This window comes from Bradyrhizobium sp. AZCC 1721 (assembly GCF_036924715.1).
Classification (GTDB): domain Bacteria; phylum Pseudomonadota; class Alphaproteobacteria; order Rhizobiales; family Xanthobacteraceae; genus Bradyrhizobium.
Window position 1 is genome coordinate 1,855,166 of sequence record NZ_JAZHSB010000001.1, and the last position, 13,872, is coordinate 1,869,037.

The following is a 13,872-nucleotide window of genomic DNA, read 5'->3' on the forward strand; positions in this document are numbered from 1 at the left end:
CCAACCCGTTATCGACGGAAGCATACCGATGTCTTCCACAGCCGTGCCGCGGGTTATCAACAGGTAATCCACAGGCTTCTCCCGTCGTTGCCCACCGGCTTTACCCCATATTGTCCACTGCGTTCTGCCTATCCGAACAGGGCGCGGTGATCGCCCAGGATCACCTTCGCGGCGTTGTGGCCGGGGGCGCCGGTGACGCCGCCGCCGGGATGCGCGCCCGAGCCGCAATGGTAGAGGCCCTTCAGCGGCCCGCGATAATCGGCATGGCCCAGCATCGGCCGTGCCGAGAACAATTGATTGAGCGTTAGTGCCCCATGAAAGATGTCGCCGCCGAGCAGGCCGAACTGGCGCTCGAGATCGAGCGGCGACAGCACCTGACGGCCGATCACGCTTGCCCCAAAGCCCGGCGCGAACTTGTCCACCGTCGCGATCATGAGGTCGGCGACCTCCTCGCGGTGATCGTCCCATGACTTTCCATCCGGCAATTCCGGCGCGACGTGCTGGCAGAACAAGCTCGCGACATGCCGGCCCTCCGGTGCAAGGGAGTCGTCGAGCGTCGAGGGGATCAGTATTTCCACCACCGGCTCGCGACTCCAGCCATGGCTGCGCGCGTCCTGCCAGGCGCGATCCATGTAACCGAGGCTGGGTGCGAGAATGATGCCAGCAGTGAGGTGATCGCCGGCGCCGGGCAGGGCGGTGAAGGAAGGCAGCGCGTTCAGCGCGACATTCATCCGGAACGTGCCGGATGCGTTGCGCCAGCGCGCGATGCGTGCGAGGAATTCCGGCGCCAGCGCGCCTGACGGCACGAGCCGCGTATACAGCAATTTCGGATTGACGCCGGACACGATGTATTTGGCGCGGATGGTCTCGCCATTGTCGAGGACGACGCCTGCGGCGCGCCCGCCCTCGACGATCACCTCGCGCACGCCGGCGTTCGTTTCGATCTCGGCGCCGTAGCCGCGGGCCGCGCGCGCCATGGCTTGCGTGATCGCGCCCATGCCGCCGATGGCGTGGCCCCATACACCCTTCTTGCCGTTCACCTCGCCGAACGCATGGTGCAGCATCACATAGGCGGAGCCGGCGGCGTAGGGGCTGGCGTAATTGCCGACGATGGCGTCGAAGCCGAACAGCGCCTTCACCAGGTCGCTCTCGAAGCGCTCGTCCAGCATTTCGCCGGCCGAGCGCGTGAACAGGTCGAGCAGGCTGCGCTGCTGTTCGAGCGAGAGCTTGCGCAGGATGCCGGCCGTGCCGACCGCGTTGAAGGCCTCGCGGATCGCGCCGATCCCAAAGCCCTCGACGAGGTTCGGCGGCGCGCGCAGCACGAATTGCCGGAGCACGTCGGCGATGGCTTCCAGTTCGCGCGAGAAGGCCTCGATCGTGACGGCATCGCGCTCGCTGAGTTTAGCCACCGATTGCCGGGTGCGGCCCTCGCCGGTCAGGAGATAGCTGCCGTCGGGGGCGGGCAGAAAATTCTGCGCGCGGCGCTCGACGATGCGCAGGCCGTGTTCGGCGAGTTTCAGGTCGGCGATAATCTGCGGATTGAGCAGGCTGACGGTATAGGCGGCCACCGAATTGCGGAATCCGGGATGGAATTCCTCGGTCACCGCGGCGCCGCCGACCGCCTTGCGACGCTCGACCACTTTCACGCGCAGGCCGGCCATCGCGAGATAGGCCGCGCAGGTGAGGCCGTTATGCCCCGCACCGATGATGACGATTTCGGTTTCGCTCATGTCCGCTTCAAGAAGGTTTGATTAGTTTGAACCCGTCATTCCGGGATTGTCCGAAGGACAAGACCCGGAATCTCGAGGTTCCACAATGTGCAATTGCACATTGGGGTTCGATGCTTTGCATCGCCCCCGGAACGACGTCTTATCCCGCATTGCCCGTCATGTTGCCATATGCTCTATCTGCGCTTCTGGCACAACCTGCCGGAATGCTCGCCGCCGGCTCCCGCCGGGTTCAAGCCGGAGCTTTCATGATTTCTGAACCGTCTGCCTCGCGAAACCGGCTGGTGCTGGCCGTCTATACCGCCGCGATCTTCGTCAGTGCGTTGTTGTTGTTTTCGGTGCAACCGCTGTTCACCAAGATGGTGCTGCCGCGGCTCGGCGGCTCGCCGGCCGTTTGGTCGGTGGCGATGGTATTCTTCCAGTCGCTGCTGCTCGGCGGCTATGCCTATGCGCATTTTTTGATGCAGGCGCGCAATCGCACGATTCCCGTGGCGGTTCATCTCGCGCTGCTCGCAGTTGCGATGCTGACGATGCCGCTGTCGATCGCGAGCGGGTGGGGCGATCCGCCGAATTCAGGCTATGCGCTCTGGCTGCTCGGCTTGTTTGCGGTTTCGATCGGCCTGCCGTTCTTCGCGCTCGCGGCCAACAACCCGCTGCTGCAGGCCTGGTTCGTCCGCACCGGCCACCCCAACGGTCCCGACCCGTACTTCCTCTACGCTTCCTCGAATGTCGGCAGTTTCCTGGCGCTGTTGTCCTATCCGGTGCTGCTGGAGCCAATGTTCACCCTGCGCATGCAGAACCTGATCTGGACCGGCGGCTATGGCCTCTTGATCGTGCTGATTGCCATCTGCGGGGTGTTGCTGCTGCGCTCGCCAGTGGGGGCGGCGGAACTGAACTTGGCGCCCGACGATAGCGACGTGCCGGTGCCGTCATGGATTTTGCGCGCCCGTTGGATATTCCTCGCGGCCGTGCCGTCGGGGCTGCTGATCGCAGTAACGGCCCATATTTCCACCGACGTCGCCGCAGCGCCGCTATTGTGGGTGCTGCCGTTGTCGCTCTATCTCCTGACCTGGGTGCTCGTCTTCCAGTCGCGCCCGCTATTGCCACACAAATGGATGTTGCTGGCGCAGCCGCTGGCGATCGCCGGCATCGTGGTGCTGCTCGCGTTCGGCGGTGAACAGAATCTGCTGCTGACGCTCGGCGGGCACCAGTTCTGCTTTTTCGTGATTGCGATGGCTTGCCACGGCGAATTGGCGCGCACGCGCCCGGCGGCGAAATATCTCACCGGCTTCTATGTCGCGCTGTCGTTCGGCGGCATGGTCGGCGGCCTCTTTGCCGGCCTGATCGCGCCGTTCACCTTCTCATGGGTTGCGGAGTACCCGATCCTGCTGGCGCTCGCGGCGCTGTGCCGGCCGACCGGCGGCGAACGGCTGCCGCGCTGGAGCGCCTGGTACTGGCCGTTTCTTGCGGTGCTGGCGGTGGCGTTGATAGCGCCGGCCTGGTCGACGGGCAAAACATTCAACTGGTTTGAAGATCATCGCGTCTGGGTGATCGGCGCAGTCGGAGTGCTGGCGGCGTTGCTGGCGCTGGCGCTCAACGCCAACCGCTGGAAGATCTTTGCGACCGTCGTGGTGGCGCTGGTATTGCTGCGCGCCTATCCTTCCGACGACGGGCGGGTCGAGACGGTGCGCAGCTTCTTCGGCGTCCACAAGATCGTGGTGACGCCGAACGGCCAGTATCACGTGCTGATGCACGGCACCACGATCCACGGCGCCGAGAAATTCAAGAACGACGACGGCACGCCCGTCACCGGCCAGCCGGAGCCGATCACCTACTACTACAGGGACGGTGGCATCGGCCAGGCGATCACGGCGATCCGGGAACGCAAGGGCGCGCCGCTGCGCGTGGCCGTGATCGGGCTCGGCTCCGGCACGCTGGCCTGCGCCTCGGAGCCCGGCGAGGAATGGAAATTCTTCGAGATCGACCAGACGATGGTCGATACCGCGCGCGACCCGAAATATTTTACCTATATCCAGGTCTGCGAACCGAACATGCAGCCCGTGATCGGCGATGCGCGGCTCACCTTCGCGCGCGAGCCCGACGGCGTCTATGACCTGATCATCGTCGACGCCTATTCGTCGGATGCGATCCCGGTTCACCTGGCGACCGAAGAGGCGATGGAAATCTACAAGTCCAAGCTGGCGCCGCAGGGGGCGGTCGTGATGCACGTCTCCAACCGGCATCTGGAGTTGTCGAGCGTGGTCGTCGGCATCGCCGATGCCAACGACTTGAAGAGCTGGGTCTACAGCGAGGATTCCGGGCGCGACAGTGAATACATCTTCTCGACCTCGGTCGTGGTCTCGGCGAGGGAAGAGACTGACGTCGGCAAGCTGGCATCGTCGGAGCAATGGGCGCTGACGGAAGCCAGGGAAAACCAGCGGGTCTGGACCGACGATTATTCCAATGTGCTGGGCGCGGTATGGCGGCGGCTTAGAAAAGGCGAGGAATAGGCGAGTTGCAGCCGGGCAGGGTGCGCCTATGTTCATGGTCTGCCCTGAACCGATGGAGCGACGATGGCCAATTTCACTCCCGTATCGGCGCCGCAATCGGCGGCGCCCTGATCGGGCTTTCCGCCGTGCTGCTGATGTTGTCGACCGGCCGAATCGCCGGGATCAGCGGCATCTTCAGCGGCCTGTTGAATTTGCGCGGCGAGGACAAGGGCTGGCGTATCGCCTTCGTCGCCGGGCTCATTCTGGCGCCCATCCTCGCCGGCCTGATCGGTTACGGAATGGCGCAACCCAAGCTGCCATCGAGCTGGGCCGTCATTGTCGTGGCGGGCCTGCTGGTCGGCTTCGGTACGCGTCTCGGTGGCGGCTGCACCTCCGGCCACGGTATCTGCGGCATAGGGCGGCTGTCGCCGCGCTCCATCGCCGCCACGGTCGTCTTCATGGTGACGGCGGTCATCACCGTCGCGATCACCCGTCACGTACTGTGAGGTCAGGCCATGTGGATCATTGCTCCTCTAATTTGCGGCCTGATCTTCGGCGCGGGCCTGTTGATTTCGGGCATGGTGCAGCCGACCAAAGTCCTCGGCTTCCTCGATATCTTCGGCGCGTGGGATCCGAGTCTCGCGGTGGTGATGGCCGCGGCGCTGGCTGTGTCGATACCCGGCTTCATGCTGGCTGACGGCCGTGCGCGGCCGTGGTTTACCGGGCAATATTTTCGGCCGGGCAAATCGGGAATCGATCTGCCGCTGGTTGCAGGCGCCGGGCTGTTTGGAATCGGCTGGGGCCTCGTTGGGTTGTGCCCGGGGCCGGCGCTGGAAAGCCTGGCGACGTTGTCGCCCGGAATCATCGTCTTCGTCGCCGCAATGGCCGCAGGGATGATTGCTCACGACGCTTGGCAACAGTCACGGCTGACCGCGCAACGCGACCGGCAGCTTGCGAGCGCGACGGACGGCTGAGAGATCGCTGCGGCCGTACATCCTGCGACCGCAGTGAAGTCGCCGGCTAATCCTGATAGCTGAACAGCCCGCGCTGCTGATAGTAAGGCCGCGGCTGATAGTAGCCTTGGGGCGCGGGCGCATAGCCGCGGTTGTCGTAATATTGCTGTTGCTGCTGATAGGCCTGGGTGTCGTAGACGCGGCGGCCGGGCGCGGGATATCGCGCTTCGTTGGAAGAACCATCGGCCGGATAGATATAGCCGTCGTCGGCCCGCGCCACGGGTGCGACGCGCTGCTGCTGCGGCGTGATCACGACGGGGTCGCCGGCTGCGGAGTCGTATTGCTGTTCATATTGCGGCTGCGGGGCGCGGCGCGCGACGGCCGTATTGCCGCGACGCGGATTGCGCGCCAGCGCCACCTGGGATGAGCCGGTCAATGTCACCGTGGTGTTGAGAACGCCTTCCTGCTTCACCAGATCCCACAGCTTCGCGGCATTCTCGCGCGACAGCCGTACGCAGCCATGCGAGGCCGGGCTGCCGAGACGGCTCACTGAATCGGTGCCGTGAATGGCGTGACCGATCTTCGTGAAGAAGATCGAGTGCGGCATCGGCGCCTCGTCGAATTCCTTGGAGTAATGGTCCTCTTCCATCCGGAAGGCGCGGAAGCTGCCGCTCGGTGTTTCATAGGAGGGAAGACCCGAAGACACCGGCCAGCGGTAACGCTCGACACCGTCGACGGCGACGGTCATCTGCTGGTTGTCCTTGTCGACTGTTATGGCGACTTTGGCTTGGGCGGTGCCCGAGGCGAACAGCGTCAGGGCGGTGACGGCAATGAGGAAGGAACGCATTTTACCTTTGGCCTCCAGGCCCCTGATGAAGCGCCGGCTCTCCGTCCCCGGCATCCAATATGCCCGGAAACCGGCACTGGTTCCAGTGGCCTGCGTCCGCAATCGTTAACGCGTCCCGCGGCGCAAACAAGGCGTCACGGCGGCGCAATCGGCGGCAAAGTGCTGACATTTTCGCGAGCGGCCGCGCGCTGCGCGTCTTGTCATCGACAGAGTTGGAGGCCGTCATTCCGGGATGGTCCGTTAGGACCAGACCTCAGGTGCGCAATTGCGCACCGGGGAATCTTGAGATTCCGGGTTCGGCTCTGCGAGCCGCCCCGGAATGACGTTGCGTGTCAATTCTTGAGCCGGTACCCGGTCCTGAAGATCCACCACACCAGCACCATGCAGATGGCGAGGAAGGCGAGCGTCATGCCGAGGCTCAAGGCCACACTGACGTCGGCGATCTCGTAAAAGCTCCAGCGGAAGCCCGAGATCAGGTAGACGACCGGATTGAGCAGCGTGATGGTGCGCCAGCCCGACGGCAGCATGTCGACCGAGTAGAAGCTGCCGCCGAGAAAGGTCAGCGGCGTCACCACCAGCATCGGGATCATCTGCAGCTTCTCGAACCCATCGGCCCAGATGCCGATGATGAAGCCGAACAGGCTAAACGTCACCGCCGTCAGCACCAGGAAGGCGAGCATCCACAGGGGATGTTGGATGTGCAGCGGCACGAACAGCGCGGCGGTCGCCATGATGATCAAGCCGAGGATGATGGATTTGGTCGCGGCCGCGCCGACATAGCCGATCACGATTTCGATATAGGAAACTGGCGCCGACAATATCTCGTAGATGGTGCCGACGAACTTCGGAAAATAAATTCCGAACGAGGCGTTGGCGATGCTCTGGGTCAGTACCGACAGCATGACGAGGCCCGGCACGATGAAAGTGCCGTAGCTGACGCCCTCGACCTCGGTGATGCGTGAGCCGATCGCGGCGCCGAACACCACGAAATAAAGCGAGGTGGAAACCACGGGCGAGACGATGCTCTGCAGCAGCGTGCGCCAGGTGCGCGCCATTTCGAACAGATAGATGGCGCGGATCGCACGGTAATTCATGGCGCCCTCACCAGGCTGACGAAGATGTCTTCCAGCGAAGACTGAGTGGTATCGAGGTCGGAGATATGGATGCCGGCATTGCGGAGGTCGCTCAGCAGGCTGGTAATCCCGGTGCGCTCGCCCTTGGTGTCGTAGTCATAGGTCAACAGCCGGCCATCCTCGGACAGGTGAAGTTTGTAGGGCGCGAGGGCGGGCGGAATGGCGTCAACTTTCTGCTGCAGGTGCAACGTCAATTGCTTCTTGCCGAGCTTCTGCATCAGCCCGGCCTTGTCCTCGACCAGGATGATCTCGCCCTTGTTGATGACGCCGATGCGGTCGGCCATCTCCTCGGCTTCCTGGATGTAATGCGTGGTCAGGATGATGGTGACGCCGGAGGCCTGCAAGCCGCGCACGACGTCCCACATGCCCTTGCGCAATTCGACGTCGACGCCCGCGGTCGGCTCGTCCAGGAACAGGATCTGCGGCTCGTGCGACAGCGCTTTTGCGATCATCACGCGGCGCTTCATGCCGCCGGAGAGCGTGATGATCTTGGAATCCTTCTTGTCCCACAGCGACAGGTCCTTCAGCACCTTTTCGATATGCGCCGGGTTCTTCGGTTTGCCGAACAGGCCGCGGCTAAAGCTGACAGTCGCCCAAACGGTTTCAAACGAATCCGTGTGCAGTTCCTGCGGCACCAGGCCGATCAGCGACCGCGCCGCGCGATAGTCGCCATTGATGTCATGCCCGCCGACGGTGACGCGACCCTCGCTTAGGTTGGCAATGCCGCAGATGATGCTGATCAGCGTGGTCTTGCCCGCGCCGTTCGGCCCGAGCAGCGCGAAGATCTCGCCGCGCTTGATGTCCAGATTGATCTTGTTCAGCGCCTTGAAACCGGAGCCGTAGGTCTTTGAGAGATTGGAAACGGATATGATGGGAGGTTGCGCGAGCATGACAGTCTGAGACGCGATCTAGCCAACGACAAAGCGGCGCGTCGGCCGGGTCGAGGCGGGAGAGGGGTGGGAACCGGGAGATAGGAACGCTTTGCCACTTATGCAATCGCGCGGGGAAAAATTATCGCCCCTACACCCGCTCCACAAAACTATCGACCACCTTCTTCTCGCCGGCCTTTTCAAATGCGATCGTCAGTTTGTTGCCGTCGATCTTCACCACGTGGCCATAGCCGAACTTCTGGTGGAAGACGCGATCGTCGAGCGAGAATTCTGAAACCGTGCCGGTGGATTTCGCGACCAACTCGCCTTCGATCACGATCGGGCCGCGCTTGTTGCGCGAGAAACCGCCTGAAAATGACGATTGGCTTTCCTCAAACCCGCCGCGGGCCTGACCGCTGCGGCCGCCCTGACTGCGGTTGCGATTGGCCTGCGCGCGCTGCCAGCCTGGCGTCGTGTAGCTGGAGCCGAAGGATTCGACATTGTCGAAGCGCGAGGGGCCGTAGCCGCCGGCGCCGCCCCAGCCGGAGCCGCCTTTCGACTCGGTGATCTCCACATTGGCCGACGGCAGTTCGTCGAGGAAGCGCGACGGGATCGTGGTCGACCAGGTGCCGTGGATGCGGCGGTTGGTGGCGAAATAGAGTTTGGCGCGGCGGCGCGCGCGCGTCAGCCCGACATGGGCGAGGCGGCGCTCTTCCTCCAGGCCGGCACGGCCTTGTTCGTCGAGCGTGCGCTGGCTCGGAAACAGGCCTTCCTCCCAGCCGGGCAGGAACACGTTGTCGAATTCGAGCCCCTTGGCCGAATGCAGCGTCATCAACGACACCGCCTCGTCGCTGGCATCGCCGTCGCGGTCCATCACCAGCGAGATATGCTCGAGGAATCCTTGCAGGTTCTCGAACTCCTCCATCGAGCGCACCAGTTCTTTCAAGTTGTCGAGCCGGCCGGCGGCATCGGCCGAGCGGTCCTTCTGCCACATTTCGGTATAGCCGCTCTCGTCGAGCACGATTTCGGCCAATTCCGTATGCGCGGTGACCTCGCGCTGGGCGCGCCAGCGGTCGAATTGCAAAATGAGGTCACGCAGGGCGCCGCGCGCCTTCGGCTTCAATTCGTCGGTTTCGACCACCGCTCGTGCCGCCTCGAACAGCGGCATGCGCCGCTTGCGGGCGTGATCATGCAGCAACTGAACGGTGGCGTCGCCAAGCCCGCGCTTTGGGACATTGACGATGCGCTCGAAGGCGAGATCGTCGGCGGGCGAATTGATCACGCGCAGATACGCCAGCGCGTCGCGGATTTCGGCGCGCTCGTAGAACCGCGGACCGCCGATCACGCGATAGGGCAGGCCGAGGGTAACAAAACGATCTTCGAACTCGCGCATCTGGAACGAGGCCCTCACCAGTATCGCGACCTCGTTGAGGTTTTCGCCGGCGCGCTGCAACTCCTCGATCTCCTCGCCGATGGCGCGGGCTTCCTCTTCCGAATCCCAGGAGCCGGTGACGGTGACCTTCTCGCCGTCGACATCCTCGGTGCGCAGTGTCTTGCCAAGCCGGCCTTCGTTGTGCGCGATCAGATGCGAAGCGGCGGCGAGGATGTGGCCGGTGGAGCGGTAGTTGCGTTCAAGGCGGATGACTTTTGCGCCGGGAAAATCGTGCTCGAAGCGCAGGATGTTGTCGACCTCCGCGCCGCGCCAGCCATAGATCGACTGGTCGTCGTCGCCGACGCAGCAGATGTTTTTGGGGGGTGAGGAGGCAGTGGGAGTCGCAGTCTCCGTCATTCCGGGATGCGCTGAAAGCGCAGGCCCGGAATCTCGAAGTGAGTCCTCATCATCTCCAGATTCTTTGATGTGCGATTGCACATCGGAGTTCGCATCTTCGATGCGCCCCGGAATGACGTGGGGGGCGATGTTCCCCGGAATGATCGCCGACAGCGGCACGCCCGGCCGCGACGGCGCCTGCGATAAGAGCCGCAGCCACAGATACTGCGCGACATTGGTGTCCTGATACTCGTCGACCAGAATGAACTTGAAGCGGTTCTGGTATTGCCTGAGCACATCAGGGTTTTCGCGAAACAGCCGGATGTTCTCGAGAAGCAGATCGCCGAAATCGGCGGCGTTGAGGATTTTCAGCCGCTCTTGATAGCTGGCGTAGAGCTTGCCGCCCTTGCCGTTGCCGAACATCGCGGCTTCCCCCGACGGCACCTGGCTGGGCGCCAGCCCGCGGTTCTTCCAGCCGTCGATCAGCCCCGCCAGCATGCGCGCCGGCCAGCGCTTGTCGTCGATGTTCTCGGCCTGCAGGAGCTGCTTGAGCAGGCGGACCTGATCGTCGACGTCGAGCACGGTGAAATTGGATTTGAGCTGCACCAGCTCGGCGTGGATGCGCAGGATGCGCCCGCCGATCGAGTGGAAGGTGCCAAGCCACGGCATGCCTTCGACGGCCTGGCCGAGCATCTGGCCGAGGCGGAGCTTCATCTCGCGCGCGGCCTTGTTGGTGAAAGTTACCGAGAGGATTTCATGCGGCCGCGCGCGGCCCTGGCTCAGGATATGGGCGATGCGCGTGGTCAGCACGCGGGTCTTGCCGGTGCCGGCGCCCGCCAGCACCAGAACCGGCCCATCCAGCGTCTCGGCAGCCTCGCGCTGCTCCGGATTGAGCCCGTTGAGATATTGCGGGCCGGTGGCGGCCCGCGCACGCGCGGCGATGCCGCCAGCCGCAGGCTGGTGCTCGGGGACGCCGTGATGGGGCAGTTTGCTCGGCTCGGTCATTTCTCGAATCGTCTTGGCCCCACGATGGCACCGTGAGGCAGCAAAGGGGAGCCTTCATAGCAGGGATCAAGGGCGATATAGGGCCTGTCCGGCCGTTTTGACAGGTTTTATCCGGTCGCGGTTGCTGGCCTGATTTCGCGGCTTTGCGGCGATTTTGTTCCGCTCGAAACGTCAAATTTCGCGCTTTTGCCGCCCGGAACCATCGTTCCCAGCCCGGGTTGGTCCCACAGGCGATGTGCGACGCCTCAATCCGCCGCCATCGAAGGAGCAATGGGCAATAGAGGTCGTGACATGCTGAGTTGGGTCGTTACGTTCCTGATCATCGCGCTGATCGCGGGTGTTCTTGGCTTCGGCGGTATCGCCGGCGCTTCGGTCGAAATCGCCAAGGCGATCTTCTTTATCGCCGTAATTCTGTTCCTGATCTCGGCCGTGGTCGGACTGGTGCGCGGACGAAGCAACGTCTAGCCAGCCGGCACGGCTGCGCAAAAATTGACGGCGACGGCCAAGGCGGGCCGTCGCCGCAGGGGCTCTCCCGATTCCGTCAGCGTTTGACGATGACGATTTCCAGGTACTCGCTCGGCAGCACCATCGTGCTGTCATCGGCGCGGTTCATCGACGCGATCAGCGTCAGGATGTCGTCGGCGAGGCGGCGCTGGTTGGTTTCATCAAGTGCGGCAAAGGCTTTCAGCGTCGGGCCGTAGTAATTCCTGAACACGTCGAGAAAATGCAGCGGCGAGCGGTAGCGGAACATGAAGTGACGCTTCTCGGCCTTGATAGAAGCGGCCGATGTTCCGAACATCTCGGTGATGCGCGCCTGCGTGCCCCACAGCGCGGGCGATTTCGCGCCCGCCGGTGGCGGCAAGTATTTGCCGAGCGTCTTGAACAATTGCCCGATAAAGCCCTCCGGCGTCCAGTTGGCGAGACCGATCTTGCCGCCGCTCTTGCATACCCGCAAAAGTTCAGATACCGCGCGGTCCTGGTCCGGCGTGAACATCACGCCGAAGGTAGACAGCACCGCGTCGAAGGTTGCGTCGCCGAAGTCCAGCGCTTCTGCGTCCGCTTCCTTGAACTCGACTGATAGGCCTTCGGCTGCGGCACGCGTCCGGCCGCGGTCGAGCAGGCTCGGCACATAATCGGTCGAGATCACCTCGCACCAGCGGCGCGCCGCGGCAAGCGTCGCATTGCCGTTTCCGGCAGCGACGTCGAGCACCTTCTGGCCGGCCCGGAGGTCGAGCGCCTCGCACAGCTCTTCGCCGACGATCTGCAGCGTGGTGCCGACGACGGCGTAGTCGCCGGACGACCAAGCGCCGTGTTGCTTGGTTTTCAGGGCGGAAAGATCGATCTGGCCGGGTTGCAGGGTTTGAGCGGCGGCGGATGTAGCCATGTTCTACTCCTTTGGGCGGGGGTGAATTTGCCGATTTCAGCGTGCTGCCGGCTTAGACTTCGGGCCCGCCGGATGCCTATCCAGTTCGCGACATGGCTATCCGGAACGTGAACCTTTCCGCTGTTCCCAGGACTCAACCACCAGGGCCTTCGGAGTTGCGGATGATTGCTCGCCAGACCGCTTTACCGGCGACATCGGTGCTGCCGCGCGGCGTCAGGCGCGCGCTGGACGCCATGCGTGGCAATGTCGGCCGCAGTTGGCGGCTGACGGAGCTTGCCGCGATCGGCGGCGTATCCGGCAGAACCCTGCAGCGGCAGTTCCTTAGCTTTGTCGGCAAGACCCCGCGTGCCGCGCTTCGCGAGATCGGGCTCGAACGCGCCCGTCGCGAGCTGTTGCAGGGTACGCCTGATCTCAAGATCATGGACGTGGCGCTGCGCTGCGGCTTTCCGCATTTCGGGCGGTTTTCAATCGAGTATCGCCGCCGCTATGGCGAAACGCCGTCGCAGACGCTGAAGCGGCAGGAGGTGCTCACCGACGCGCTCGGTGCGACGCCCTCGCTGTTCTTGCCGGCGCGGGACCGGCCGGCGGTTGCGTTGGGCCCGATCGAGGCGGCAACGGAAAATCTGGTCGTCGCGGCTGACATCGCCAATGATCTCGTCACCGCATTGACCCGGGCCGGGATCGCGGTCGCGGCGCGCTCGATGGCCGCGCCCTATCATTTGGGCGGTGCCATCAGGGGATCGGGTACGCAGACACACCTGACGATCAGGCTGATCGACACCGAAACCGGCGGCCAGCTCTGGGCGCATCGCGCCGATGGCGTCCTGCGCGGCGAAACGTCAACGACGGAACATCTCGCAGCCAGGATCGCGGCGGCGCTGCAGCCATGTTTGCGGCTGGCCGAAATCGATCGCGCGCTGCGCAAGCCGACGAATTGCCTCGGTGCCCAGGATCTGGCGCTACGGGCGATGCCGGGCGTTCTCTCGCTCGACGCCAACGGCAATGCCCGCGCGCTGGAATTGCTCGATCGCGCGATGGATCAGGACCCAAACCATCCGCTTGCCATCGCGCTGGCGGCCTGGGCGCATGTCCAGCGCGTGGTCTATCACTTCACCCATGCGCCGCTGCAAGAGCGCGCCCGAAGTCTCGAACTGGCGCATAAGGCAAGGGCGTTGCGCGGCGATGCGACTGTGCTGGCGATACTCGGCAACGCGCTGTCGCTGCTCAATGAGTTCGATGTCGCCGATCTCGTTACGCGCAAGGCGCTTGCGATGGACGGCGGATCCGCCTGGGCTTGGAGCCGCAGCGGGTGGATCGATGTCTACAAGGGCGATCCGCAATCGGCGGTCGAGCGCTTCAAGATCGCGCTTGATCTCGCGCCCCACGATCCCCTGGCCTTCAACAGCATGGTCGGGATCGGCTGTGCGCTTTTCACCGCCGGTCAATACGCCGAAGGTGCGGTTTGGCAGGAGCGCGCATTGGTCGAACATCCCTCGGCGAGCTGGGTGCATCGAACGCTGTGCCCGGCCTATGTGCTCGCCGGACAGGCGCCGCAGGCCCGCCGCAGCCTTGGCGCGCTGCGCCAGCACTACCCCGATCTCACGGTAACGGAAGTCCAGCGCGGCATGCCGCCGCTGCCGCCAAGCCAGTGCGATCTGGTCCTCGGCGCGCTGCAGGAGGCCGGACTGCCGGTCTGA

The 13,872-nt window shown here is 63.9% G+C and carries 10 protein-coding genes and 1 pseudogene; 5 read left to right on the forward strand and 6 right to left on the reverse strand.

Translation table 11 applies throughout. The features are described from left to right. Window positions 1–128: 128 nt before the first annotated feature. Entirely contained in the window at window positions 129–1,730 is a 1,602-nt protein-coding gene (locus V1273_RS09040; protein ID WP_334409330.1) for a phytoene desaturase family protein, read from the reverse strand. Window positions 1,731–1,975: 245 nt separating this feature from the next. Between V1273_RS09040 and V1273_RS09045 the strand changes: the two genes are divergently transcribed. The 3 genes and pseudogenes from V1273_RS09045 to V1273_RS09055 all read left to right on the forward strand — a co-directional run bounded on the left by V1273_RS09045 (window position 1,976) and on the right by V1273_RS09055 (window position 5,190). After that, window positions 1,976–4,237 carry a fused MFS/spermidine synthase gene (locus V1273_RS09045; protein ID WP_334409332.1) on the forward strand — a complete coding sequence of 754 codons (2,262 nt, stop codon included), beginning with the start codon at window positions 1,976–1,978 and terminating at the stop codon, window positions 4,235–4,237. A gap of 63 nt (window positions 4,238–4,300) precedes the next feature. Next, window positions 4,301–4,722 (forward strand): annotated as a pseudogene (locus V1273_RS09050) (YeeE/YedE family protein). A gap of 9 nt (window positions 4,723–4,731) precedes the next feature. Next, window positions 4,732–5,190 (forward strand): DUF6691 family protein, encoded by a 459-nt coding sequence (locus tag V1273_RS09055; RefSeq protein WP_334367444.1) that lies wholly within the window; start codon window positions 4,732–4,734, stop codon window positions 5,188–5,190. Window positions 5,191–5,236: 46 nt separating this feature from the next. On the opposite strand, the gene V1273_RS09060 is transcribed toward V1273_RS09055, so the two are convergent. The 4 genes from V1273_RS09060 to V1273_RS09075 form a co-directional block, all read right to left on the reverse strand. After that, the gene (locus tag V1273_RS09060; RefSeq protein WP_334409336.1) at window positions 5,237–6,016 is read right to left on the reverse strand and encodes a L,D-transpeptidase; all 780 of its coding nucleotides are present in this window, start codon (window positions 6,014–6,016) and stop codon (window positions 5,237–5,239) included. Window positions 6,017–6,348: 332 nt separating this feature from the next. Next, window positions 6,349–7,110 (reverse strand): ABC transporter permease, encoded by a 762-nt coding sequence (locus V1273_RS09065; RefSeq protein WP_334367446.1) that lies wholly within the window; start codon window positions 7,108–7,110, stop codon window positions 6,349–6,351. Then, a complete protein-coding gene (locus V1273_RS09070; RefSeq protein WP_334367447.1) occupies window positions 7,107–8,039 on the reverse strand; it encodes an ABC transporter ATP-binding protein in 933 nt (310 codons plus the stop codon). Before V1273_RS09070 ends, V1273_RS09065 begins: the two co-directional genes overlap by 4 nt. 130 nt (window positions 8,040–8,169) lie before the next feature. Next, the gene (locus tag V1273_RS09075) at window positions 8,170–10,791 is read right to left on the reverse strand and encodes an ATP-dependent helicase (protein ID WP_334409337.1); all 2,622 of its coding nucleotides are present in this window, start codon (window positions 10,789–10,791) and stop codon (window positions 8,170–8,172) included. 291 nt (window positions 10,792–11,082) lie between these two features. On the opposite strand from V1273_RS09075, the gene V1273_RS09080 reads away from it, so the two are divergent. Beyond that, window positions 11,083–11,256, forward strand: coding sequence for a DUF1328 domain-containing protein (locus tag V1273_RS09080; protein ID WP_028350352.1), 174 nt, complete (start codon window positions 11,083–11,085; stop codon window positions 11,254–11,256). 76 nt (window positions 11,257–11,332) lie between these two features. Here V1273_RS09080 and V1273_RS09085 read toward each other — a convergent pair whose 3' ends face one another. Continuing rightward, entirely contained in the window at window positions 11,333–12,175 is an 843-nt protein-coding gene (locus V1273_RS09085) for a class I SAM-dependent methyltransferase (protein ID WP_334409338.1), read from the reverse strand. Between the two features lie 161 nt (window positions 12,176–12,336). Here V1273_RS09085 and V1273_RS09090 point away from each other — a divergent pair, with 161 nt between their 5' ends. Continuing rightward, the gene (locus V1273_RS09090; RefSeq protein WP_334409339.1) at window positions 12,337–13,872 is read left to right on the forward strand and encodes a helix-turn-helix domain-containing protein; all 1,536 of its coding nucleotides are present in this window, start codon (window positions 12,337–12,339) and stop codon (window positions 13,870–13,872) included.